Origin of the sequence: Solwaraspora sp. WMMD406 (assembly GCF_029626025.1) — a bacterium.
In the GTDB taxonomy this organism is placed as follows: Bacteria; Actinomycetota; Actinomycetes; order Mycobacteriales; family Micromonosporaceae; genus Micromonospora_E.
This window is the reverse complement of record NZ_JARUBF010000001.1, coordinates 2,797,252-2,818,020: the sequence shown is the minus strand read 5'-3', so window position 1 is coordinate 2,818,020 and position 20,769 is coordinate 2,797,252. Positions and strand designations below refer to the sequence as shown.

General features: G+C 71.3%; 17 protein-coding genes. 6 read left to right on the top strand and 11 right to left on the bottom strand.

The window, feature by feature from the left end:
- The first annotated feature begins 415 nt into the window (after window positions 1–415).
- Window positions 416–1,393 carry a glycosyltransferase family 2 protein gene (locus O7632_RS12845; protein ID WP_278114305.1) on the top strand — a complete coding sequence of 326 codons (978 nt, stop codon included), beginning with the start codon at window positions 416–418 and terminating at the stop codon, window positions 1,391–1,393.
- A complete protein-coding gene (locus O7632_RS12840) occupies window positions 1,393–2,859 on the top strand; it encodes a hypothetical protein (protein ID WP_278114303.1) in 1,467 nt (488 codons plus the stop codon). Before O7632_RS12845 ends, O7632_RS12840 begins: the two co-directional genes overlap by 1 nt.
- Here O7632_RS12840 and O7632_RS12835 read toward each other — a convergent pair.
- The 3 genes from O7632_RS12835 to O7632_RS12825 form a co-directional block, all read right to left on the bottom strand.
- Window positions 2,808–4,058, bottom strand: a complete 1,251-nt coding sequence (locus O7632_RS12835) for a glycosyltransferase (protein ID WP_278114302.1) — start codon at window positions 4,056–4,058, stop codon at window positions 2,808–2,810. The two genes, O7632_RS12840 and O7632_RS12835, sit on opposite strands and share 52 nt — an antisense overlap.
- 42 nt (window positions 4,059–4,100) lie before the next feature.
- On the bottom strand, window positions 4,101–5,141 hold the full coding sequence (locus O7632_RS12830; protein ID WP_278114300.1) for a lysylphosphatidylglycerol synthase domain-containing protein: 1,041 nt from the start codon (window positions 5,139–5,141) through the stop codon (window positions 4,101–4,103).
- Between the two features lie 115 nt (window positions 5,142–5,256).
- Window positions 5,257–6,012 (bottom strand): trypsin-like serine protease, encoded by a 756-nt coding sequence (locus O7632_RS12825; RefSeq protein WP_278114298.1) that lies wholly within the window; start codon window positions 6,010–6,012, stop codon window positions 5,257–5,259.
- A gap of 586 nt (window positions 6,013–6,598) precedes the next feature.
- Between O7632_RS12825 and O7632_RS12820 the strand changes: the two genes are divergently transcribed.
- Entirely contained in the window at window positions 6,599–6,862 is a 264-nt protein-coding gene (locus O7632_RS12820) for a hypothetical protein (RefSeq protein WP_278114297.1), read from the top strand.
- Between the two features lie 401 nt (window positions 6,863–7,263).
- On the opposite strand, the gene O7632_RS12815 is transcribed toward O7632_RS12820, so the two are convergent.
- The 3 genes from O7632_RS12815 to O7632_RS12805 form a co-directional block, all read right to left on the bottom strand.
- A complete protein-coding gene (locus O7632_RS12815) occupies window positions 7,264–7,752 on the bottom strand; it encodes a glutathione peroxidase (protein WP_278114296.1) in 489 nt (162 codons plus the stop codon).
- Between the two features lie 199 nt (window positions 7,753–7,951).
- On the bottom strand, window positions 7,952–9,544 hold the full coding sequence (locus O7632_RS12810; protein WP_278114294.1) for a ricin-type beta-trefoil lectin domain protein: 1,593 nt from the start codon (window positions 9,542–9,544) through the stop codon (window positions 7,952–7,954).
- 255 nt (window positions 9,545–9,799) lie between these two features.
- Window positions 9,800–11,956: a prolyl oligopeptidase family serine peptidase gene (locus O7632_RS12805; protein ID WP_278114292.1), complete on the bottom strand. Its 2,157-nt coding sequence runs from the start codon at window positions 11,954–11,956 to the stop codon at window positions 9,800–9,802.
- A gap of 265 nt (window positions 11,957–12,221) precedes the next feature.
- Between O7632_RS12805 and O7632_RS12800 the strand changes: the two genes are divergently transcribed.
- On the top strand, window positions 12,222–13,814 hold the full coding sequence (locus tag O7632_RS12800) for a restriction endonuclease (protein ID WP_278114290.1): 1,593 nt from the start codon (window positions 12,222–12,224) through the stop codon (window positions 13,812–13,814).
- Between the two features lie 102 nt (window positions 13,815–13,916).
- Here the strand turns inward: O7632_RS12800 and O7632_RS12795 are convergent, their stop codons facing one another.
- On the bottom strand, window positions 13,917–14,672 hold the full coding sequence (locus O7632_RS12795; protein WP_278114288.1) for an SDR family oxidoreductase: 756 nt from the start codon (window positions 14,670–14,672) through the stop codon (window positions 13,917–13,919).
- A 51-nt stretch (window positions 14,673–14,723) separates the two neighbouring features.
- On the opposite strand from O7632_RS12795, the gene O7632_RS12790 reads away from it, so the two are divergent.
- Both O7632_RS12790 and O7632_RS12785 read left to right on the top strand, forming a co-directional pair.
- Complete coding sequence (locus O7632_RS12790) at window positions 14,724–15,119, top strand: hypothetical protein (RefSeq protein WP_278114286.1); 396 nt, start codon at window positions 14,724–14,726, stop codon at window positions 15,117–15,119.
- Between the two features lie 276 nt (window positions 15,120–15,395).
- Entirely contained in the window at window positions 15,396–16,313 is a 918-nt protein-coding gene (locus O7632_RS12785) for a hypothetical protein (protein WP_278120011.1), read from the top strand.
- A gap of 87 nt (window positions 16,314–16,400) precedes the next feature.
- On the opposite strand, the gene O7632_RS12780 is transcribed toward O7632_RS12785, so the two are convergent.
- The 4 genes from O7632_RS12780 to O7632_RS12765 form a co-directional block, all read right to left on the bottom strand.
- Window positions 16,401–17,672 carry an FAD-binding protein gene (locus O7632_RS12780; RefSeq protein WP_278114284.1) on the bottom strand — a complete coding sequence of 424 codons (1,272 nt, stop codon included), beginning with the start codon at window positions 17,670–17,672 and terminating at the stop codon, window positions 16,401–16,403.
- 154 nt (window positions 17,673–17,826) lie between these two features.
- Window positions 17,827–18,255, bottom strand: a complete 429-nt coding sequence (locus O7632_RS12775) for a hypothetical protein (protein ID WP_278114283.1) — start codon at window positions 18,253–18,255, stop codon at window positions 17,827–17,829.
- Window positions 18,252–19,346: a DUF916 domain-containing protein gene (locus O7632_RS12770; RefSeq protein WP_278114282.1), complete on the bottom strand. Its 1,095-nt coding sequence runs from the start codon at window positions 19,344–19,346 to the stop codon at window positions 18,252–18,254. Before O7632_RS12770 ends, O7632_RS12775 begins: the two co-directional genes overlap by 4 nt.
- A 123-nt stretch (window positions 19,347–19,469) precedes the next feature.
- Entirely contained in the window at window positions 19,470–20,663 is a 1,194-nt protein-coding gene (locus tag O7632_RS12765; protein ID WP_278114281.1) for an Ig-like domain repeat protein, read from the bottom strand.
- Window positions 20,664–20,769 lie beyond the last annotated feature (106 nt).

Below are 20,769 nucleotides of genomic sequence, written 5' to 3'. Positions count from 1 at the left end.
GAGTCATCCACCCGATGCAACAAGTCGGAGACGCAGAGAAATCGGCACCAGCCATCGGTGCCTCGGGGTGACAAAATCCACCCGACGGCGACCATGTACCGGCGAGGAGCACGGATTCGGCGGCCGGTCACCGTCGACCGACATCGGCGTCGCACTCCGTCGCGCCGAGCGGTCGTACCGCAGGGGTCGCCGATCTTCAGCCCACTCGGAATTCGTCCGGCGTTCCCGTCCGGCGCTCCGCTCCTGCGCTACCGTCCCGACGGGTCGAGCGGACCACGCCCGACCCGTCGAGCGAACCACGCAGGACGGACGGTCGGGCGGCTGGCCCCGGCGGGACGGACGTGTACCATGACGCACTGCGGCGCGGGAGCCACTGCGGTGCTCGGTCGTCGCCTGACGCCCCCGGGAGATCCGCATGACGACGACAAGCCGGTTCGACCGGCTCGGCACCGGCGTCTGGCCAGTGACCGAACCGACCGGCGAAGTACGCCGCGGCAACATCGGCCAACCACTCGACGTGACCATCGTGCTCCCCTGCTACAACGAGCAGGACCACGTGCTGCGGGAGATCGAACGGATCACCGCCGCGATGGACACCAGCGGCTACACCTATGAACTACTGGCGATCGACGACGCCTCGACCGACCGGACGTTGCAGGTGCTGCAGGAGGCGCAACCCCGCTTCCCGCACCTGCGTCTGATGCCGTTCCACCGCAACGGCGGTTCCGGTACCGCCCGCCGGATCGGCACCCAGCAGGCCCGGGGCGAGATCGTGGTCTGGACCGACGCCGACATGACCTATCCCAACGAGCGGATCCCCGAGCTCGTCCAGTTGTTGGAGAAGGAACCGGTCATCGACCAGGTCGTCGGGGCCAGGACCAGCGAACAGGGCACCCACAAGGTGTTGCGGGTGCCGGCGAAGTGGCTGATCCGCAAGGTCGCCGAACGACTCAGCGGCACCACGATCCCGGACCTCAACTCCGGGCTACGCGCGTTCCGGCGGGAGGTGGCCCTGCCGTACCTGCGGCTGCTGCCCCCCGGCTTCTCCTGCGTCACGACGATCACCATGGCGTTCCTGCACAACCAGCACGAGGTGCGGTACCTGCCAATCGACTACGCCAAGCGCTCCGGATCGTCGAAGTTCCACTTCGTCAAGGACGCCTACCGCTACATCCTGCAGGTGCTGCGGATGGTCATGTACTTCAACCCGCTCAAGGTGCTGATGCCACCGGCCCTGTGGCTGCTGGCGCTCGGCTCCGGCAAGCTGATCTACGACGTGGTCGCCAACCCGGTACGGGTCGCCACCAACACCATCATGATCATGTTGACCGGTCTGATCATCGCCGCGGTCGCGCTCCTCGCCGACCTCATCGTCCGGTCCCGGTCCGACTGATGGCCACGACGACCCTCACCCCAGCGGAGGTGACCGTCACCGCACAGCCGGCCCGACCGACCGCCGACCGATGGGGATGGACAGCGGTCGCGGCCATCACCGCGGCCGTCGCCGCGAGTTGGGCACCGCAACTGGCACTGCCGTTCGGCGACAACCACGTCGGCCGGATCTTCGCCCGGCACGGCCTGCACCTGCAGAACCTGCAGGAAAAAGGGATCGTCGGCTCGTCGTTCAGCGCCGACTGGTCGCCCTACAGCGATCAGCCGTACGCCCACCACCCGCCCTTGCTCAACCTGCTCGACGCGAGCTTCGGTGCCCTACCCGGCAGCGGGGCGTACGAGATCCTGATCGGACCGTTCCTGCTCGGCCTGCTGGTCGTTCCGGCGGCGGCCGCACTGCTGCGGGCGTTCGCCATCGGATGGCTGCCGACCCTGTTGGCGGTCGCGACGATGGCCGCCACCGGTTTCTTCTGGCTCTACAGCCCGTTGATGTTCGACATGGGACTGATCCTGGCGTTGTCGGCGGCCGTCGTCGCGCTGCGGTCCCGACCCGAACCGCCCCGCTGGCTGGTGGTGGGGGGCTGCGTCGCCGCCCTGCTCACCACTCTGGCGTCCTGGCCGGGCATCGCCCTGGCTGCGGTGCTCGGGCTGTGGTTGCTGGCCGCCCGCCGCGTCGACCGGGTGACCGTCGCCGTCGGGGCCAGCATGGTCGTCGGTGTGGTGGTGAGTCTGGCGTTCATCGTCGGCGTCAGCGGGATGGCCGACCTGACCAGCCAGACCGAGTTCCGCACCGCCGGCGGCGGATTCACCGCCCGGCAGTTCCTGGTCCGCCAGCGCGACTACGCCACCGAAATGTTGCCGACCTGGTATCTGGTGCTGTTCCCGTTCGCCGCGCTGGCGGGACTGATCGTCCGCCGGACCCGGTTCTACCTGCTGGTCACCCTGACGTTCGTCGGTGCCTGGGTGATCGGGCTCAACAACGGCTCGTTCATTCACGACTACTGGGCCTATCCGGTGCTGATCCCCGGTGTCGTCGCGATGGGGGCGTTGTTCGACGTACTGGCCGGCCGGCTTCCCCGACTGGCGGTCGGGACGGGCACGGTGGCCGCCGGGACCGGCCTGGCGGTCGCCTTCGGCGCGATCGTCTTCGGTCCGATGGCCCGCGACTACGTCTACCGGCCGGCGGACGCCGGCCGGTTGGTCGCCGCCCATCAGCCGGGACCGGATCAGCGACGCGGCTGGGTGGTGGGCATCACCACGCCACGCTGGGTGTCGTACTACTGGGGGCTGCCGCCGCAGGCGCTGCATCCGGACCTGCTGGACGAGGCCGGATCCGACGACCTCGTCCTGTTCCGCCCTGATCGCCGTCCGGACTGGATCGCGCCTTCGGTGCCGACCATCGACACCGAAGGTGGCTACGGGCTGACCCGGGTCGGCGACATCCGAGCCGCGCTTCCCGCCGACTGACCGGGCCGGGACCGGTGCGCCGGGGCGGCCATGTCGGCCGCCCGGCGCCGTACCGGCTCGACGACGGCCACGGCCTGGAAACACTCGTCGGCCCGGCGACCTGCTGCCGCCCTCCGCAGCCGCAGCAGGTCCGGATCGTCGGCGAGCCGACGCAACGCGGCGGCGATCGCGGCCGGGTCGCCCGGCGGTACGAGGATCGCCGCGTCGCCGAGGACCCGCCGCTGCGGCGGGGTGTCCGAGGTCAGCACGGCGCAGCCGGCCGCCGCGCCTTGAAAGACCTTGGTCGGTACGACATCGAGCGCTTTGTCGGTGGTGCCGAAGATGCCCAGTGCGACGTCGTGGCCGGCGACCAGATCCGGCAACTCGGCTGACGTCGCCCAGTCGATCCAGGTGATCCGGGGATTGCTGGCGGCGGCGGCCCGGCACTCGGCGTACTCCTGGCCGGTGCCGACCATGGTGATCTCGATCCGGTCGTCGTCGGCGAGTTGGGCGAGCGCCGCACCGAGGGTGATGGTGCCGTGCAGCGGGGTGTAGAGACCGACGAAGATGGCGCGCAGGCGGCGACCGGGCGGGGCGGTCGGGGTGCTCTGCCCGGCCATGGCAGGGTCCGCCTCGGGGAAGGCCGGCGCGGTCGGGCGGGCGGCGAACCAGTCACGGCCGGCCCCGACGAGCGCGACCACTCCTCGATCGGCGGCCCCGGGCGGCAGCGCGGACGCGTGTTCGGCCGTGTCGACGACGACGAGGTCGGCACTACGGAGCGCACCGGAGTCGATCGTCCGCATCAGCCGGGCCTTCAACCCACCGCTACCGGCGGGACCACCGCTGGTCAGACCCCGGTCTCGGGCAGTGCCGGCGGCGGAGACCAGATGGTCCAGCACGATCGGGGTACGCCGGAACAGCAGCCGGGCGAGCCGGACGTCGAAGTGGCCGAGGTATCCGACCAGGACGGCGTCGACCGCGCCGGGTTTGCGGTGTCGGCGTGCCCGCCGGGCGAGGGAGGTCCAGCAGCGCACCAGCTTCGCCGCGAGCAGCGGCAGTCGCCACGGTTGACGCAGCATCGCGACCCGGGCGGCGGTGTCCAGGCCGAGTGGTGCGTTGATCTCGACGACGTCGTCGCCAGCGCTGCGAAGTCCCTCGATGAGGACCGCGATCCGGGGGTGCCGCTGCGCTTCGTATGTTCCGAACACCAGCCAACGCACGGAGGCAGTGTAGCGCCGCGTCCGCGATCCGCCCGATCCTGGCTACGGTCCCGTCGGTGTCACGGCGTCCTGGTGCCCGGCACCGGTGGGTGCCCGATCGCCGACGGGTGCGGCATCGCCGACCGGTGTCGGGCCAGTCGGCGCGGGATCGCCGGCCGCTGCCGTACGACGCCGGTGAACGGCGATGACGAACACGGCGGCGGCGACGTCGAGGAGGGTGATCAGCAGGCGGGACAGCACGGCGGCGACCAGCGCGACCGGCTGACCCACGCTGGCACCGAGAATGACCACCAGGGCGGCCTCCCGGGGCCCCGCGCCGGCCGGAGCCACCAGCAGCAGAAAGCCGATCGCCCACGAACCGGCGAACGCGGCGACGGAGAGAACGACCAGGTGTGCGGCCTCGGCGTCGAGCCCCCACAACAACGCCCAGAGGTGCCCGCCGTAGCCGAGCCAAGCCAGGACCGACCAGCCGACGGATTGGCTGATGCCGCGCGGCGTCAGCGGCCGGGGCATCGGTTCGCGGCGGGCCAGCCGCATGGCTCGCGCCAGACCCCAGTTGAGTACGGGCGGCCACAGCGCGATCGCGGCGAGCGGCAACGCCAGCAACGTCCACCAGTAGTCGTCGAACGCCGCCGGGCTGACCAGTGGCAGCAGGGCAGCGGTCAGCAGCAGGCCGGTGCCGAGCGAGACGGCCATCACCAACAGCGCGGCGGCGGCGGAGGCCCGGCCGGGAACCTGATAGGCGCGACCGAGCCGGGCCTGGGTGAGGATCGGCCAGAGCTTGCCCGGCAGGTACTTGCCGAGCTGGCCGAGAAAGAAGATCCGCGCGCTGGCGGCGACCGGGATGGTGCTGCCGAAGTCGCTGAGGATCGCCCGCCAGCTCAGGAAGGTGCACCACAACGCGGCGAGCGCGGCAGCGGTGGCGAGCAGCAGGCCGGCCGGTGAGAGGTCGGCGGCGGTGGCCCGTACCTGGGACCACTGGCCGGCGACGGCCCAGACGATGAAGCCGACGAAGACTCCGACGACGACGACCTGGAGCGCCCGCCGCAACAGGGGCGGGCGCGGGCGGGTCGGGGGCTGCACAGCAGGCACCATACCGGCAGTGGCGGCTCCGGTTCGCCGCGCGGTGATTCGCGCGGCGAACCGGAGCGGTGTCGAACGGCTGCCCCATGGCTCGGGGGCGGACCGAGCGGGTGGATCAGGCGGGGAGACCGCCGACCTGGGTGTTGATCCAGCTGCGGATCGACGTCAGGTCACCGTAGATCGACGGGCCGGTGGCGCAGGTGGAGTTGTTGTTCCCGGCGCGGCTGGTGGCACCGATCAGGTACCAGCGGCCGGAGGCCAGCCGTACCTGCGGGCCGCCGGAGTCGCCGTAGCAGGCACCGGCGTTGCCGTTCGTGTTGTTCGTGCAGATTTCGTACCGCCCGTTGATCCCCAGGCAGCGGCTGTCCGCGACGATCGAGGTATCCAACTCGTGGGCGATGGTCGGCGCGGAGCCGCAGCCCCGGGGTGCGCAGGTCTGCCCCCAGCCGATGATCCGGGTGGCGGTGCCGACCGCGCCGGAGGTGGTGGGGATCGGCGCCGGGGCGTAGCTGACCGAGCTGGCCAGCTGCATCAGCTTGACATCGATCGTCGGGTGGTTGACCGCCCGGGTCACCCGGACGACGACGCCGCCGCTGGTGCGGTTGACGCTGCCGACGCGGACCGAGCTGGGGGTCGGGCAGTGCTTGGCGGTGACCACCCAGTTGGCTTTGATCAACGAGCCGGTGCAGCCGGACGTGTAGACCATGAACGAGTAGTTCTCGGTGGCCGGCCGGCCGTTGACCACCAGGGTGCCGACCTCGTCCGCGGTGCTCGACGGGGGCGCGGCGCTGGCGGCGGCCGGCACGGCCAGGCCGGCGATCACGAACCCGGTGACCAGCAGCGCTCGGGACAGGAGGGGAAACAGCTTCATCGTCGCGGTGTCCTCATCTTCGGGGGGTTCCGCACGGCCTTGTGGGCGATGCGTGGACCAGATGTGGGATGGCCTGAGCGACAGGCGCGGCGGGTACCCGGTGCGAACACTATCGATAAACGTACGTTCTTCAATGTTTTTGGGGATACCGGTCCCGCCCTATCACGGGGTGATGGTTCGACTGGCGGTCGATCGTTCATCCCGCCGGTACGGGTAAACTATCCCGAGTCTTGTTCACGTTGTGTCACCATCACGGCAGGGAACGTCGCCGAAGGCGGGCCGTTGAGCTGGTGGTGATCGATCATGTCCCAACGCCAAGCCGAAACGTCTGGCAAGGAGCGCGACGGGAAACCCGACGCCGATCAGACGAGTTGCCGCGAGCTGCGGATCGCGTTGGCACTTCGCGGCGGGGTCAGCCTGGCGACCTGGATCGGCGGCGCGGTCGCCGAGATCGACGTGCTGCGCCGTACCCGCCCGCGCCCGGACGGCACGACCGAGCTACGCCGAGGTAAATCACCTGTGCGGCCGGCGCAGAATCAACGCGCCGAGACTGGCTGTCAGCCTCTGGGGTCAACTGACCCGTCGAGTGTCGCTGGGCAGCGAGACCGTACGCGATCTGCCGGTCAGTTACCGGTACGGGCTGGCCAACCGACTTGTCCATCTCATGTACCGCGCCACCTGGCCGGTAAGTCGCGCCTGGCCCGCCTACCTGGTCCGAGTCCTACTGCTGATCCTGCGTCCGGTCCTCACTCTGCTGCCACTGGTCGCCGGCCCGGCCCGGGCGGCGGCGGTCGTCCTGCTCGTGCTGCTGACCGTCGACGTGGCGGCACCCGGCGGGGGGCGGCTCTGACTGGGCGTCGAACACCACGGCTGGCGTCGCGCTGGCCGCAACCCTCGTCGTGCTGGGCACTCTCGGCCACACCTGGCGGTCCTGGAACCGGCTCCGATGTGAGGCCGCCTGCTGGGGTCCCCGCTGGAAGGACGCCGGCGACCGGGCTGTTCATCGCGCTGGTCCTGCTGGTGCTGGCACCGCTGACCATCGTGGCGGGCCTACGCGAGGCGGCCTTCGGCGCGGTACGGCCGCTGACCGACCGGCCTCGGCGATGGCCGTCGCCACGGTGTTCCTACCGGTCCGCGACGACATGGTCGATTCGTGAGTGGGCGGCTGGCCGAGGCCAGCCGCCCACGAGAACCGCCCCTCGATCGCATCGGACCATCGACCAGGAGAAGACCGCCGTCCCGCCGGTGCTCCTACCGGGGCAGCTGCTTTTCGATCGCGGCGACCAGCGTGGCGTCGGTCGGCACGACCCGCGGCCGGAACCGGCCGACCACCGCGCCGTCCGGTGCCACCAGGAACTTCTCGAAGTTCCACTGCACGTCGCCGGCATTGCCGTCCGTGTCGGTCGCGGTCACCAGCTCCGTGTAGACCGGGTGCCGGCCGGGGCCGTTGACTTCGACCTTGTCGAACATCGGAAACGTCACGCCGTACGTCGCCGAGCAGAACTCCTGGATCTCCTCGGCGCTGCCCGGCTCCTGGCCACCGAACTGGTTGCAGGGGAAGCCGACGACAGTGAAGCCCCGCTCGGCGTACTGCTCGTGCAGCTGTTCGAGGTCGGCGTACTGCGGAGTGAGCCCGCATCTGGACGCCACGTTGACCACGAGCATGGCCTTGCCGGCGAAGTCCCCCAGCGACGCTGGCGCACCAGCCAGAGTGGTCAGCGGAATGTCGTAGATGCCCACGTCTCGGTCCTCTCTCCCGTCCGGTGCGGTCCCACCGGCCGGCCGTCGTGCAGGTAAGGCGACCGATCCGTCGCCGGTCACCGCGAGCGCGTCCCGCACCCGGATCTCAACATAGGGCCGCAGCAGCCGACCGGGCTCGTCGGGGGCGGATGACACCGGTCACGGAAGCTGAGCAGGGCATGCCGCTCACGGAAACCGGTCAGCCGCGACGCCACTTCTGGTTGGCACCGCCGTGGCACTCGTAGATGATCAGTCGGGCGCCGTCGGCGGTGTTCCAGTCGACCACGTCGACGCACTTGTTCGCCTGCGGGTTGACCAGGTCACCGGCACCGGAGAGCACCCACTGCTGGGCCGGGTTGCCGCTGCAGTTCGCCAGCTGGACGACCGCGCCGTTGGCGGTGGAGCCCCAGGCGACGTCCATGCAGAGCCCCAGCGCCCGGATGGTGCCGTCACCGGGGAACGTCCAGTTCTGGGCGTTGGTGCCGTTGCAGCGGTACAACTGCAGGTGCTGGCCGTCGACGCCGTTGGAATTCGGTACGTCGATGCACTTGTCGGCCAGCCCGATGAGCCGGCTCGTCGCGCCGCCGCTACCGGTGGTGGTCAGCGTCAGCCCGTAACGGGACAGGATCTCGTTGACCGGCTGGTAGACGGTGGTGCCACCGGAACCGCAGGTGCCGCCGGCTCCGGAGGTGACGCCCTGGGCCTGGGTGCCGGCGAGGAACGAGCCGCCGGAGTCACCGGGCTGGGCACACGCGGTGCTGGACACCAGTCCGTAGACGAGCTGCCCGGAGTAGTTGACGGTGACATTCTTGGCGGTGATGGTGCCGCACCGCCACCCGGTGGTCCGGCCGGAGCGGCAGACGGCGGCACCGACCGCCGCTTCCTGGGATCCGGTGACGGTGACGGTGCCGCCGCCGTAGTTGTTGACCCAGGGCCGGGGCACCCAGTTGGCGTTGGTCTGCACCCAGGCGTAGTCGTCGCCGGGGAATGACGAGCCCCGGAACGTACCTTGGGCGACCCCGCTGCCGGCGGTGGACGCGCCGACGCCGCCGCAGTGGCCGGCGGTGACGAAGCCGCCGGCGACGGCGAAGCCGACCGAGCAGAGCACGGAGTTGTTGATGACGTACTGGTCACCGCCCCGGATGTCGTACACCGGCCGGTAGGCGTCGGCGCTGACGACGGCGGAGACGGCGTCGACGGGCAGCCCGGCGGCTCGGGCGAAGGTGGTGGCCGCCGTGGCGTTCGCCGCCTGGATCGCCACCGTGTTGCTGACCGGGTCGACGTACCAGGCGTGCACGGCCGGGCTGGCGGTCGCGGCCCGCCGGTCGAGTCCGGCGGCGAGCCGGTCCAGCTCGGCCAGCTTCCGGGCGACGATCCGGGGCTGGGCACCGGCCGCGCGGACCCGGTCGGCCCGCGCCGGGTCGGTCACCCCGACGACGACGGTACGGCCGTCGGCGGCGACCCAGGTCCCGGCGTACGTGTCGGCCAGCTCGGCTCGCAACCGTCGCTCGATCGACGGGGCGAGTCGCTCGACGGCCAACCGGGTGGTCAGCTCCTCGGTGGTCAGGTCGAGGTCCCGGCGCAGAGCGGCGAGCTGTTCGGCTGGCAAGGCGCCGGCTGCGGGGCTGTCGGCTGCGGGGCTGTCGGCTACGGGGCTGTCGGCTACGGGGCTGTCGGCTACGCCGGCACCGACCGAGGTGGTGTGCGGCGCGGCACTGGCGGCGGTCGGCGGTACGGCGATCAGGCTCGCGGCAAGGGCCAGGCCCAGCAGCGCTCCCCAGGTGTGTCTCATGGGTGAACCTCCGGAAGGTGGGAGGGGGTGACAGGTCCAGAGAGCGCTCTCTGTAAAGAGAGTTCACTAATAGATGATCGCCTGTCAACACATCTACCAGGATCAACCGCTCAGATTGAGCGTTCGCCAGCCGGCCGAGGCACCGGATCCCCGCGCACCGGCCGTCACCGCGCCGTCCGGATCACCCCGCTGGCACCTCGTCGAGCAGTGCCCGGACCCAGGCGTTCAACCCACCACCGAACAGGCCGCAGCCGGTCAGCGTCGATCGGCGGTCAGCGCCCGACGGACGAACTCCAGCAGCAGCGCCCACTTGAACGCCTGCTGTGCGTTGTCGGCCGCCGCGCCGTGTCCACCTTCGACATTCTCGTAGTAGCTCACGTCGTAGCCGTGCTCGCGCAGCCGGGCGACCATCTTGCGAGCGTGACCGGGATGCACCCGGTCGTCGCGGGTCGAGGTGACGAACAACGTCGGCGGGTACGGCCGGCCCGGCGCGATGTTGTGGTAGGGCGAGTATCCGCGCAGGAACGCCCAGTCGGCCGGATCGTCCGGGTCGCCGTACTCGGCCATCCAGGACGCCCCGGCGAGCAGCTTGTGGTAGCGACGCATGTCCAGCAGCGGGACCTGCCCGACGATCGCGCCGAACAGTTCCGGATAGCGGGTCAGCATGACGCCCATCAGCAGGCCGCCGTTGCTGCCACCGAAGATGCCGAGGCGATCCGGGGTGGTCAGGCCCCGGGCGACCAGGTCGGTCGCCACGGCGGCGAAGTCCTCGTACGCCCGGGGCCGGTTCTCCCGTAGGGCGGCGTCGTGCCAGCGGGGACCGTACTCGCCGCCGCCCCGGATGTTGGCCACCACGTAGCTGCCGCCCCGCGCGAGCCAGCCCCGGCCGATGATCCCGCTGTAGGCCGGGGTCCAGGCGACCTCGAACCCGCCGTACCCGGTCATCAGGGTGAGTCCGGCGGCCGAGCCGGCGTCGGCGTCGGTACCGTCGGCGTCGGCACCGTTCGCGGCCCCGGCCGCTGCTGCGGCAGGCGGGGCGGCGGTCGCTGCTGCGGCAGGCGGGGCGGCGGTCGCGACGGCGTCCGGAGCCACCAGGAAGTACGGCACCTCGGTGCCGTCCGCGGAGACGGCGAAGAACTGCCGCACACTGATCTGGTCGGCGTCGAAAAACGCCGGTCCACGTTTCAGGGTTTCCACCGGACCGTCGACGCTCCCCAGTAGCAGGGTCGGCGGACGGGTGAACCCGCTGGTGTCGAGGAGGAACCCGTCGCCCTGGTCGGGTTCGGTGTCGACGACCTCCGTGTGGTCGAATCCCCCGGCGTCGCCCAGGATCCGCCGCTCCCAGCCGTCGGTCCGTGGGGTCAGCACGGTGATCTCGCTGCGGACGTCGGTGAGTGTGGCCAGCAGCAGATGGTCGCGGGTCCACACGTGGTAGCTGAACGAGGTCCGTTCGGTGGGTTCGAACACCACGGCGAGGTCCCGTTCGCCAGCCAGGAACGGGTCCAGCGCGGTGACCAGCACCGCCCCGGCCGGATACTCGGCCGCTCCGACCCGCCACGCGCTACGCAACCGGATCACCAGCCACTGCCGGTGCAGGTCGATCTCGGCGTCGGTGGGGACTTCGATCCGCCGCGCCGCGCCGTCGGGCCGCAGCAGGTAGGTCTCGCTGCGGAAGAACTCGGTACGCCGGGTGACGACGTCGCGGGTGTAGCCGGGGGTGGGATCGTGGGCCGCCGACACCAGCACGTCGTCGACGTCGCCGCTGAACACCACCGGGGCGTCGGCCAGTGCGGTGCCACGCCGCCAGCTGCGGATCGTCCGTGGATAGCCGGACGTGGTCAGCGAGCCGGGGCCGAAGTCGGTGCCGACATAGATGTGATCGACGTCGATCCAGCCGACGGTGCTCTTGGCCTCGGGCAGGACGAACCCGTCGTCGACGAACTCCCGGGTGGTCAGGTCGAACTCGCGCACCACCGCGGCGTCGGATCCACCTCGGGAGAGCCGGACCAGGCAGCGGTCGTAGCTGGGACGCAGCAGGTGCGGTGCCTGCCATACCCAGCTGACGCCCTCGGCCCGGGCCAGTTCGTCGATGTCGAGGAGCACCTCCCAGAGCGGCGACGCCTGCCGGTAGGAGTCGACGCTGGCGCGTCGCCACAGACCGCGCGGGTGCTGCTTGTCCTGCCACAGGTTGTACAGGTACGTCCCGCGCCAGGCCGGCTGGGGAATCCGGTCGGCGGAGTCCAGCACCTCGCGCAGGCTCTGACGCAGCCGGGTGAACCGGGGGTCGGCGGCGAACGCCTCGACGGTCTCGGTGTTGTGCCGCCCGACCCAGTCCAGTGCCCGCTCAGCCGCCACCTCCTCCAACCAGAGATGCTCGTCGTCACCGACCGCCGTCACGCCTTCGACCGCCACCTGCGAGTCCCTTCCGTACCTGCGCCGACGCCGAACACGCGCGCGCCGCCCGCTCCCGTGGCGGGTAGGGACCAGGATAGGCAGCGGCGGCCGACGACGCGTCGGTGGACACTGGACGCTACTGTGACGGCCAGACAAGATTGGCGTACGTCTGGTGACGGTGACCGGATCGGCAGAGTGGGTATTCGGCACGGTGGCACAGGCCAGCACGGTGGCACAGGCCAGCTGGGTAGGAGCTGACCGGCACGACGATCGGGGACGACAGATGAGCAGCATGCAGGAGATGCAGCGGGCGCACGCGCAGCAGCTGCACGCCCAGCAACGCGCCCAGGCTGCCACGTTCCGGCAACACCAGCAGATGGTGTGGGAAGCGGAGAACGCCCGCCGGGCCGCGGAGCAGGCCGCCGCCGAGGACGAACGCAACCGCAAACGGCTGTACGCCAAGGCGCGAACGGCGAAGGTGGCCGCCGCCAACGCCAATCTGCGGTCCCGGCTGGCCGATCTGGAGCAGCTGCTCGCCGATACGCTCGCCGTCGACGACCACATCGACCTCGATCGTCTCAAGCGCAGCACGACCCCACCCCCGTTCGAGCCGGGCAACCTCGCCGTACCGTTGAACCCGCCGCGCTGGCGTGACTTCGAGCCGCCGGCTCCGGCGGGGCTGGGCAAGATGTTCGGTGGCGAGGTCCGCCACCAGCAGCAGGTCGCCGAGGCGCAGCAGGCGTTCGAACAGGCCACGGCGAAACACGAGGCGGCGGAGGCGGAACGCCAGCGCCGGCTGGCCGCCGCCACGGAGAAATACCGCCAGGCCTGCGAGAAGTTGGCGGCCAAGGTCGCCGCGCACAACGCGGCCATCGACCGGTTCGCCGCGGTTTTCGCCGCCGCCGATCCGAAGGCGGTCGTCGAGTACTTCGGGCTGGTGCTCGGCAACTCAATCTATCCGGATGATTTTCCCCAGCGCTACCGGCTGGCCTATCTGCCGGAGTCCCGCCAACTGGTGGTCGAATACCAACTACCCACGGCCGACGTGATCCCGCGCGTCCGCGAATACCGGTACGTGGCGGACGACGACGAGGTGGTGGCCGTCGCCCGCCCGGAGGCGGAAATCACCGACCGGTACGCCGACATGATCACCCAGATCACCTTGCGGACCGTGCACGAGCTCTACGAGGCCGACCGCACCCGCCTGCTGGAGACGGTGGTGCTCAACGGCATCGTCGACACGGTGGACCCGGGCGTCGGCCGCCGGGCCCGACCGTGTCTGGTCAGCCTGCGGACCGGACGCGAACAGTTCGTGTCGATCAATCTCGCCAACGTCGACCCGGCCGCCTGCCTACGTCGGCTGGGCGGCCGGATCTCGCCGCACCCGGTCGATCTGGACCCGATCCCGGCCATCGTCGAATTCGACCAGGTGGACAAGCGGTTCGCCGACGAGATCGACGTCCTCGCCGACCTCGACCAGCGGCCCAACCTGCTGACCCTGCCGGCCGATCAGTTCCAGCAGTTGATCGCCGACCTGTTCACCAAGCTGGGTCTGGAGATGCGGCAGGTACGGACCGGACCGGACGGCACGGTCGAATGCGTGGCGCACGATCCACGTCCGCTGTTCGGCGGCAAGGTGATCGTCCTGGCGCGTCGGGGCGGCGGCACGGTCGACGCGTCCGCTGTCCGGGACCTGTTCGGCACGGTCCAGGCGGAAAGCGCCTCGAACGGCATCCTGGTGACCACCGCCGGCTATCTGCCGGCGGCGTTCGAGTTCGCCTCCGGCAAGCCGCTGGAGCTGATCGACGGGTCCGGACTGCTGCACATGCTGGCCGAGAACACCGGGGTCAAGGCCCGCATCCACGCCCAGGGTTGAGCCCATCGGCGGTACGGCCAGTCGGCTGGCGTCCCGCCGTCCGCCCACCTGGCGTGCCGAGTCGGCCTCGGCCGTCGGCCCGTCTGGCGTCCCGGCATCGGCTCAGATGGTGTGGCCGCCGTTGACGGTGATCCGCTGCCCGGTGACGAACGCGGCCGCCGGTGACGCCAGATAGCAGACGGCGGCGGCCACGTCCTCCGGTCGGCCGACCCGGCCCAACGGGACCTGGGCCGCGTACCCGCGCAATGCCTCCTCGGTCGTGTCGGCGTGCCGCTCCACCGGTATCCATCCCGGCGCGACCAGGTTGACCGTCACGTTCGACGGCCCCAGCTCCCGGGCCCAGGTACGGGTCAGTCCGAGCTGCGCGCCCTTCGCCGCGACGTACGCCGACCAGCCCGGGGTGGCGCGCTCGACCATGTCCGAGCCGATCTGGATCACCCGACCACCGCCGGCGGCCCGCATGCCGGGCAGCGTGGCCCGTACCAGCAGGGTCGGACTCTTGACGAAGAAGGCCAGCTGGTCGAGGTGGTCTTGCCAGGTGAGCTGCTCGACCGGCACCTCCGGTTGGGGTCCGGTGGCGTTGGCGACCACGACCCGTACCGGGCCGAGTCGCCGGGCCACCTCGTCGACCAGCGCCGCCACCGCCGCTTCGTCGGTGACGTCGGCACCGAACGCGGCCGCCGTGCCGCCGGCCGATCCGATCGCCCGGACGACTTCGTCAGCCCCGTGCGCGTCGGACCGATAGTTGACCGCGACCGGCCAGCCGGCTGCGGCGAGTGCGCGGGCGATCACCGCGCCGAGCCCGCGTGACGCACCGGTGACCAGGGCCACCCCGGTCGAGTCGTGAATCTCGTTCATGCCTGCCATGTCCTTTCGGTGCGCCGCTCGGCACACGCTACATTTGTCGGCGTGCGGTTGACGGCGCTCCACTCACCACTGTGGTGGGAGGCGCGGCGCTCGATCCGGCTGCTGACCTGCTTCGCGATCACGGTCGTCGCACTCTCCGTCGGCCTCGGCACCGGGTCCGTACCGGCGCCCGGAGCAGACCCGACGACGCCGTCGACCACCGCGCCAGGACTGGCCGACGCGGCCGATCCGGCCGCCGGGTACGCGCCGTCAACCCAGATCAAGTTCCAGGTCCAGGTCGAAACCGACATCGCGTCCGAAGCCGACGGCGCCGAAGTCGCGACGACGATCGTACGCCCGGCCGTTGGTGATGTCGGCCGCCCGCGCGAGTCGGCCGGTTCCGGCCCTCGACGCGTTGGCTCGACCCCGGCCGGACCGCGCGCGCCACCGGCGGCCTGACCAGACCGGGTCTGCCCGGTTGGACCGACGGCCTACCTGGCCCAGCGACCGGCGCTCTGGTCTCCGGCTTGAGCCGATCGACCAGCCAGCCGATCGACCAGCCAGCCGTCGCCCCGCGCCACGACCGCGACGTTCGAAGCCGATTCGTGCCGCCCGACCAGGCCTGCGGTCGCGGCTACCGGTCACCCCGACCACCCCGATCACCCACTCCGGTGGCCCACTCCGGTGCGGCCCGAACCCACCCACTGACCCGACGAGGTGCCCCCGTTGACCGAGATGGTCCTCTCCCAGTTCCTGCTCGACATCTCCCGCGCCGTGGCGATCTGGACCGGGCTGCTGCTGCTCGCCACAGTGGCCATGGCCGTGCTGATCGCCCGTACCCGGCGGTCCGAACCCGCCGACCGCGCCGGAGCCGACCGCGCCGCCGCCGACCGACTGGCCGCCACGGCCGGACGCTGGCTGGCCGGCACGACCAGCCGCTGGCTGACGGAGACTGTCGGACGCGTACGACAACGGCTGCTGCGCCGGTCCCACCGCGCCGAGTGGGCCCGCGACGCCGTCCGCTACGCCGACGAGGTCGCCGTCGCCGCCGACCGGGCGGCCCGCACGGCCCGCCGCCGGCACGACGACTGGCTGGCCGTCCAGAACCAGGTCGATGCCGCCTGGCGGACCTTCGACGCGGCTGATCTGGCCGTCCGCCGGATCGCCGCGGCCGCCGCGCTGCCCGTCCCCACCACCGCCCGCACCCCCATCGAGTACGCCGACCGCGAGCGGTACCTGCACCGGGCGGCGATGGCGGCCTACTGGCGGCGGGAGTTGTCCGTGGGGCAGCTCACCGACGCGTTGGCCAGCCGCAACGGGTGGGACCCACGGAGGCATCCCGTCGAGCAGGAACTCGTGTTGCGTGCGGTGATCCGCGACCGGCGGTACGCCGAGTATCGTGCCGCCAGCGCCTGGGAACGCGACGCCTGGCAGGCGGCGGAGGTCGCTCGTGCCGCCGCGTGGAGCCTGCGGACCGAAGCCGCCGCCGCCACGGCCGAGGCCCACCGGATGCGCCGCTGGCTGCCCCGGGCGGCGGCGAAAGCGACCAGGGACGCCGCTGCGGTCGGCGGCGACGCGACGATGGCGGTCGTCACCCTGCCGATCGCCGCACCGGCCGGGTCTGGCTGGAATCCGGTCCGGGCCGGTGGTTGACGACAGTCGGACCCGGGCCCGGATCAGCGGTGTCCCGTCGCTGTCAGCACGCCGAAGGTCACGGTCGCGTCCGGCCGGGGTGACCGGTCAGCGAGGGAAGTAGCGGTCGAGGAAGGCGTTGTGGAACGTACCCGTCGGGTCGTAGCGGACGAGCAGATCGGCGAAGTCGGACCAGCGCGGATAGCGGGTGCGCAACTCGTTAGGACCGACGTCGGACAGCTTGCCCCAGTGCGGTCGCGGGGCGAACGGCGCCAGCGCCCGCTCCACCGCCGCGATCACCGGAGTTACCGCCGAGGTGTCGGCGATCCAGGTGAAATGGATGGCGACGCTGTCCCGCCGGTAGTTCGGGCTCAGCCACAACTCGTCGGCCGCCACCGTACGGATCTCACTGATCTGCAGCACCGGCGCCACTTGGTCACGGATTCGGCCGACCGCGTCGAGCGCACCGATCGCGTCGTTGGCGGAGAGCAGGTACTCCGACTGCAGTTCCGCACCGCTGCTCGGAGTGAAGTCCAACCGGAAGTGCGGCAGCCGGGTGTGCCAGGGCCCAGCCACGCCGAGCTGACCGGTGCAGTTGTCCGCCGGCATGCCGGGCACCGGGTGGCGTGGACCGTCGGCCGGCGTCATCGCCCAGGCGTCGGCGTCGATCGGCGGATGGTCCCGATCGGTGCGACGCTTCACCCACACCTGATTGATGTCCGTACCGGTCCAGTCGGTGAACAGGCTGACGCTGTAGCCGCTGCGGATGATCGGCGTCCAGTGCCGCCCCAGCGCGTCCCGGGACAAACCCTCGTAGACGTACTGCGCGACGTCGAAGCTCGGCTCGATCGCCAGGGTCAACGCGGTGACGATGCCCAGAGCGCCGAGGCCGACGACGGCCGCCGCGAAGTCGGCGTCGGATTCGTCCAGGGTGACCAGCTCACCATCGGCGGCGACCAGGTCGATCGCCCGTACGGCGGTGGCCAGGTTGCCGTTGCGCCAGCCGGATCCGTGGGTGGCGGTCGCGCACGCGCCGGCGATCGAGATGTGCGGCAGGGACGCCAGGTTGTGCAGGCCGTATCCGTGCTGGTGCAGGTGAGCGGCGAGTTCGCCATAGCGGACGCCGGCGCCCACGGTGACCGTGGAGCGCTCCCGGTCGATGGTCACCGTGGCGGGCAGCCCGGCGACCGACACGAGATCGCCGTCGGTGTCGGCCAGTCGGTTGAACGAGTGTCCGGTGCCGAGCGCACGGATCCGGGTCGCGACCCGCACGATCCGACGTAGCTCGTCGATGCTGGTCGGGCGGTGCACCTGACGCGCGTCGAAGACGACGTTGCCGGCCCAGTTCGTGACCGACCGTTCCCTAGCCGCTTCGGTCATCGCCACACCCCTCTCCGCCGCTGTTCCACCCGACTGTTCTGCCGACCCGACCGACCCGACCCGACCGACCCGACCGACCCGACCCGCCCGGTGCCGGTTCGACTGCCGTTACGCGCTCGACCGCCGTCGCCCGCGCAGCGTGGTCAGGGCGAGCCTACCGGGCGGCTCCGGGCGTTCCGGGTGGGTCAGGGCGGCGGGCCAGCCGGCGGATGCCGGCACCGGCGGCGACGAGCAGGGTTCCCGTGGCGAGCAGCCCGCCCAGTGCCACACCGGTGCGAGGTAGTGGACCACCACCGGGTGGTGCGGTGGTCGGAGACCCGGTTGGCGCGAGGGTCGACGGCGGAGCCGTACCACTGGGTGTCGGCGTGACGGACGGAGGCGGTGTGCCCGTCGGAGTCGGGGAGGCGCTCGGGGTGGGCGAGCCGGTCGGTGTCGTACCCGGCGCCGGTGCGATGGATACGACGATCCGTACGCCGTCGTCGGTGTCCGATTCGCCGGCCGCCCCGGCCGCTCCGGCCGCCGGCAAGCCGAGAACCAGGGCGGCTCCGGCGACGGCGAGCAGGCGCGGCACCAGACGGCTCATGACGCCGGCGCCGGATGGGTCGTGGCGACCACATCGTCGTCGAAACCGGGAGCGGCGGCCAGGGCCCGATCACGGCGGCGACGCCACCACAGCCCTGCCGCGATCAGTCCACCGGCCCCGACGATCACGATCAGCAGCCACGGCACCGCCCACATCGACGCGGATCCGGTCAGTTGCGGCAGCGGGTCCTCGCCAGCCTGCGGATTCACGGTCAGTGTGGCGCTGATCCAGCCGGCGGGGAGCACGCTGGGAAGGGTCTCGGTGAGTCGTAGTTCCGAGTCGGGGAGCAGCTCCGGGATCTCGATCGTGTCGCTGGTGCCCAGGCGTATCCCGAGCGGGCCGGTGACCACGACCCGGGCGGTGCCGGAGAAGCGGACGTTGCCGTCGTTGGCGATCCGGTACGTTACGGTCAGGTCCTCGCCCGGCACCGCAAGCGGCGGCGCGGCGTAGTCCACGTCGACCGCGGTGATCAGCGCCCGCGGGTCGGCTGGTCCGGCCACCCGCAGGTAGACCCGGGCGGCGATCCGCCGCTCGACCGCGATGGTCTGCCCGCCGGGTTGCGTCTCGTCGGTGGTCACCGACGCGATCAGACCACCGATGTGGTCTCCGGGAGTGGCGTTTTCCGGCACGGTCAGCTGGAACGGGATGTCCGCGCGTTTACCGGCCGGCAGGGTGTACGCCGATTTCGGCACGGTCAGCCAGGCTCCCGCGCCGGTCGGTGCGTCGGCGGCCGGGAGCAACGCGAAGCCGCCGTCCGGCGCGGTGAAGGCGTCGGTGGCGTAGACGTCGACGGTGAGCGGACCGTCGGTCAGGTTGCTGATCGCCAGCCAGTCGCTGATCCGCTCGCCGGGGGCGAGCTCGTATTCGAACTCGCTGCGGCCGTTGGGGCCGCTCGGGCTGGACGGTTGCACACTCCACCGGAACTCGTCGGCGGGGACGGTAGATGCCTGCGCACTGAGTGGCCCAGGGGCGGCGGCGACCGGCGCCGGCGTCAGGGCGAGCAGCGGGGCGAGCAGCAGGGCCACCGCTCGGCCCACCCGTACCGGGGTGGCCGGGGCGAGGACGCGGGTGCTGCGTGGGTTCGTGCTCATCTCGGCGGCTCCACGGGTGACGTCGAATTACGGCGGGTGGGGACGACGCGATGTCGCGTCGTCCCCACCCTGGTCGGGTTGGACCGGCGCCGGCGACATGGGTCGGCGGCGCCGGCTGACGGGTCAGGCCAGAGTCAGCGTCAGGGTCGCGCTGTACTCGCCGGGCGCGACGTCGTCCGGGACGGCAAGCTCCAGGTCTGCGTCGCAGGTGAACTGGCCGGCGCTGGCACCGACGGCGGTCGAGCAGAGGGTGCGGGTTTCCCCCAGGTCGGCGGTGGCACCGGCGGTGACCACACCGGACCCGCTGGTACGGGTGGCCGACGGGGTCCACGAGAGGTTGCCGCTGGAGATCGTCGCGGTCGGACCGACGAAGTCGGCGAGTTGACCGGTCAGGTCCCAGCCGGCGTTGCTGCCGCGCAGGTCGGTGACGGTGGCGCTGTGCAGTTCGCCGGTCGCCGAGCCGCCGACCGATCCGCCGGTGAGCAGTGCGGTGTCGCCCGCGACGTCCAGGGTGAACGCGCCGGCTTCGACGTCGGCGATGATTTCCTGCTGGTCGTTGATCGAGCCGCTGCTCGCGGTGATCGTGTAGGTCGCTGCGGACGACACCGAGCCGCTGAAGGCGGTGGCGTCAGCCGGGGTGAAGGTCGCGGTCAGCGAGTGGGTGCCGACCGGCAGCGCGGTGGTGGTCAGGGTGGCGGTCCCGCCGGTGACCGGCGCGGTGCCGATGACCGAGGCACCCCGACGGAACTGTACGGTTCCCTCGGCCGCACCGGGGGTGACCGTCGCGGTCAGGGTGACCTCGTCGCCCTGCTCGACCGGGCTGGCCGGGGCGACGGCGAGCGTGGTGCTGGTGGCCTCGGCGATCGGCACCCGCCAGGTGGTGCCGGAGACGGTGATCGGGGTGACGAACTCGTCCGGGTGCCGCCCCTCGGTCAGGCTGTAGCACTCGATGATCACCCACCACTCACCCGCCGCCGGAGCCGACCCACCGATCGACGTGGTGAACGACCGGTTCGCCTCGATCGTCACCGGCGCCGAATCGAACCCACCACCACCAAGCGGACGACCCAGATTCGAGTACGGCCCACCCGGACGACCGATCCGCAAACCAGCGTTCTCCCCGAACCCCGCCGGACACGCCGCACTCGACGCGCTGACGAACATCGGCTCATCCGACACACCGCCGCTGGTCTGCGACAACTGCACCTCGCCCAACGACGCCGCCTGCGCCGGCGCGGCGACGGCCACCAGCACGCCGCCGGTGAGCGCGGCGGCGCCCAGCAGCGCGGCCGCACGAGCGAACACACGCTTGCTCATGAATCACTTCCTCTCTTGAGGTGGCGCTAGGCCGGGCCTTGCTGGTCCGGCCGGCACTCAGGCTTCACACGGGTCGTGACCCGGTGGGCAGGCCAACGTCTCCGCC

What these genes read in the sequence shown, in the direction of transcription:
- O7632_RS12845 (WP_278114305.1), top strand. Translation starts at nt 416, where the DNA reads ATGACGACGACAAGCCGGTTCGACCGGCTCGGCACCGGCGTCTGGCCA.
- O7632_RS12840 (WP_278114303.1), top strand. Translation starts at nt 1,393, where the DNA reads ATGGCCACGACGACCCTCACCCCAGCGGAGGTGACCGTCACCGCACAG.
- O7632_RS12825 (WP_278114298.1), bottom strand. Translation starts at nt 6,012, where the DNA reads ATGAAGCTGTTTCCCCTCCTGTCCCGAGCGCTGCTGGTCACCGGGTTC.
- O7632_RS12810 (WP_278114294.1), bottom strand. Translation starts at nt 9,544, where the DNA reads ATGAGACACACCTGGGGAGCGCTGCTGGGCCTGGCCCTTGCCGCGAGC.
- O7632_RS12800 (WP_278114290.1), top strand. Translation starts at nt 12,222, where the DNA reads ATGAGCAGCATGCAGGAGATGCAGCGGGCGCACGCGCAGCAGCTGCAC.
- O7632_RS12795 (WP_278114288.1), bottom strand. Translation starts at nt 14,672, where the DNA reads ATGAACGAGATTCACGACTCGACCGGGGTGGCCCTGGTCACCGGTGCG.
- O7632_RS12785 (WP_278120011.1), top strand. Translation starts at nt 15,396, where the DNA reads ATGGTCCTCTCCCAGTTCCTGCTCGACATCTCCCGCGCCGTGGCGATC.
- O7632_RS12780 (WP_278114284.1), bottom strand. Translation starts at nt 17,672, where the DNA reads ATGACCGAAGCGGCTAGGGAACGGTCGGTCACGAACTGGGCCGGCAAC.
- O7632_RS12775 (WP_278114283.1), bottom strand. Translation starts at nt 18,255, where the DNA reads ATGAGCCGTCTGGTGCCGCGCCTGCTCGCCGTCGCCGGAGCCGCCCTG.
- O7632_RS12770 (WP_278114282.1), bottom strand. Translation starts at nt 19,346, where the DNA reads ATGAGCACGAACCCACGCAGCACCCGCGTCCTCGCCCCGGCCACCCCG.
- O7632_RS12765 (WP_278114281.1), bottom strand. Translation starts at nt 20,663, where the DNA reads ATGAGCAAGCGTGTGTTCGCTCGTGCGGCCGCGCTGCTGGGCGCCGCC.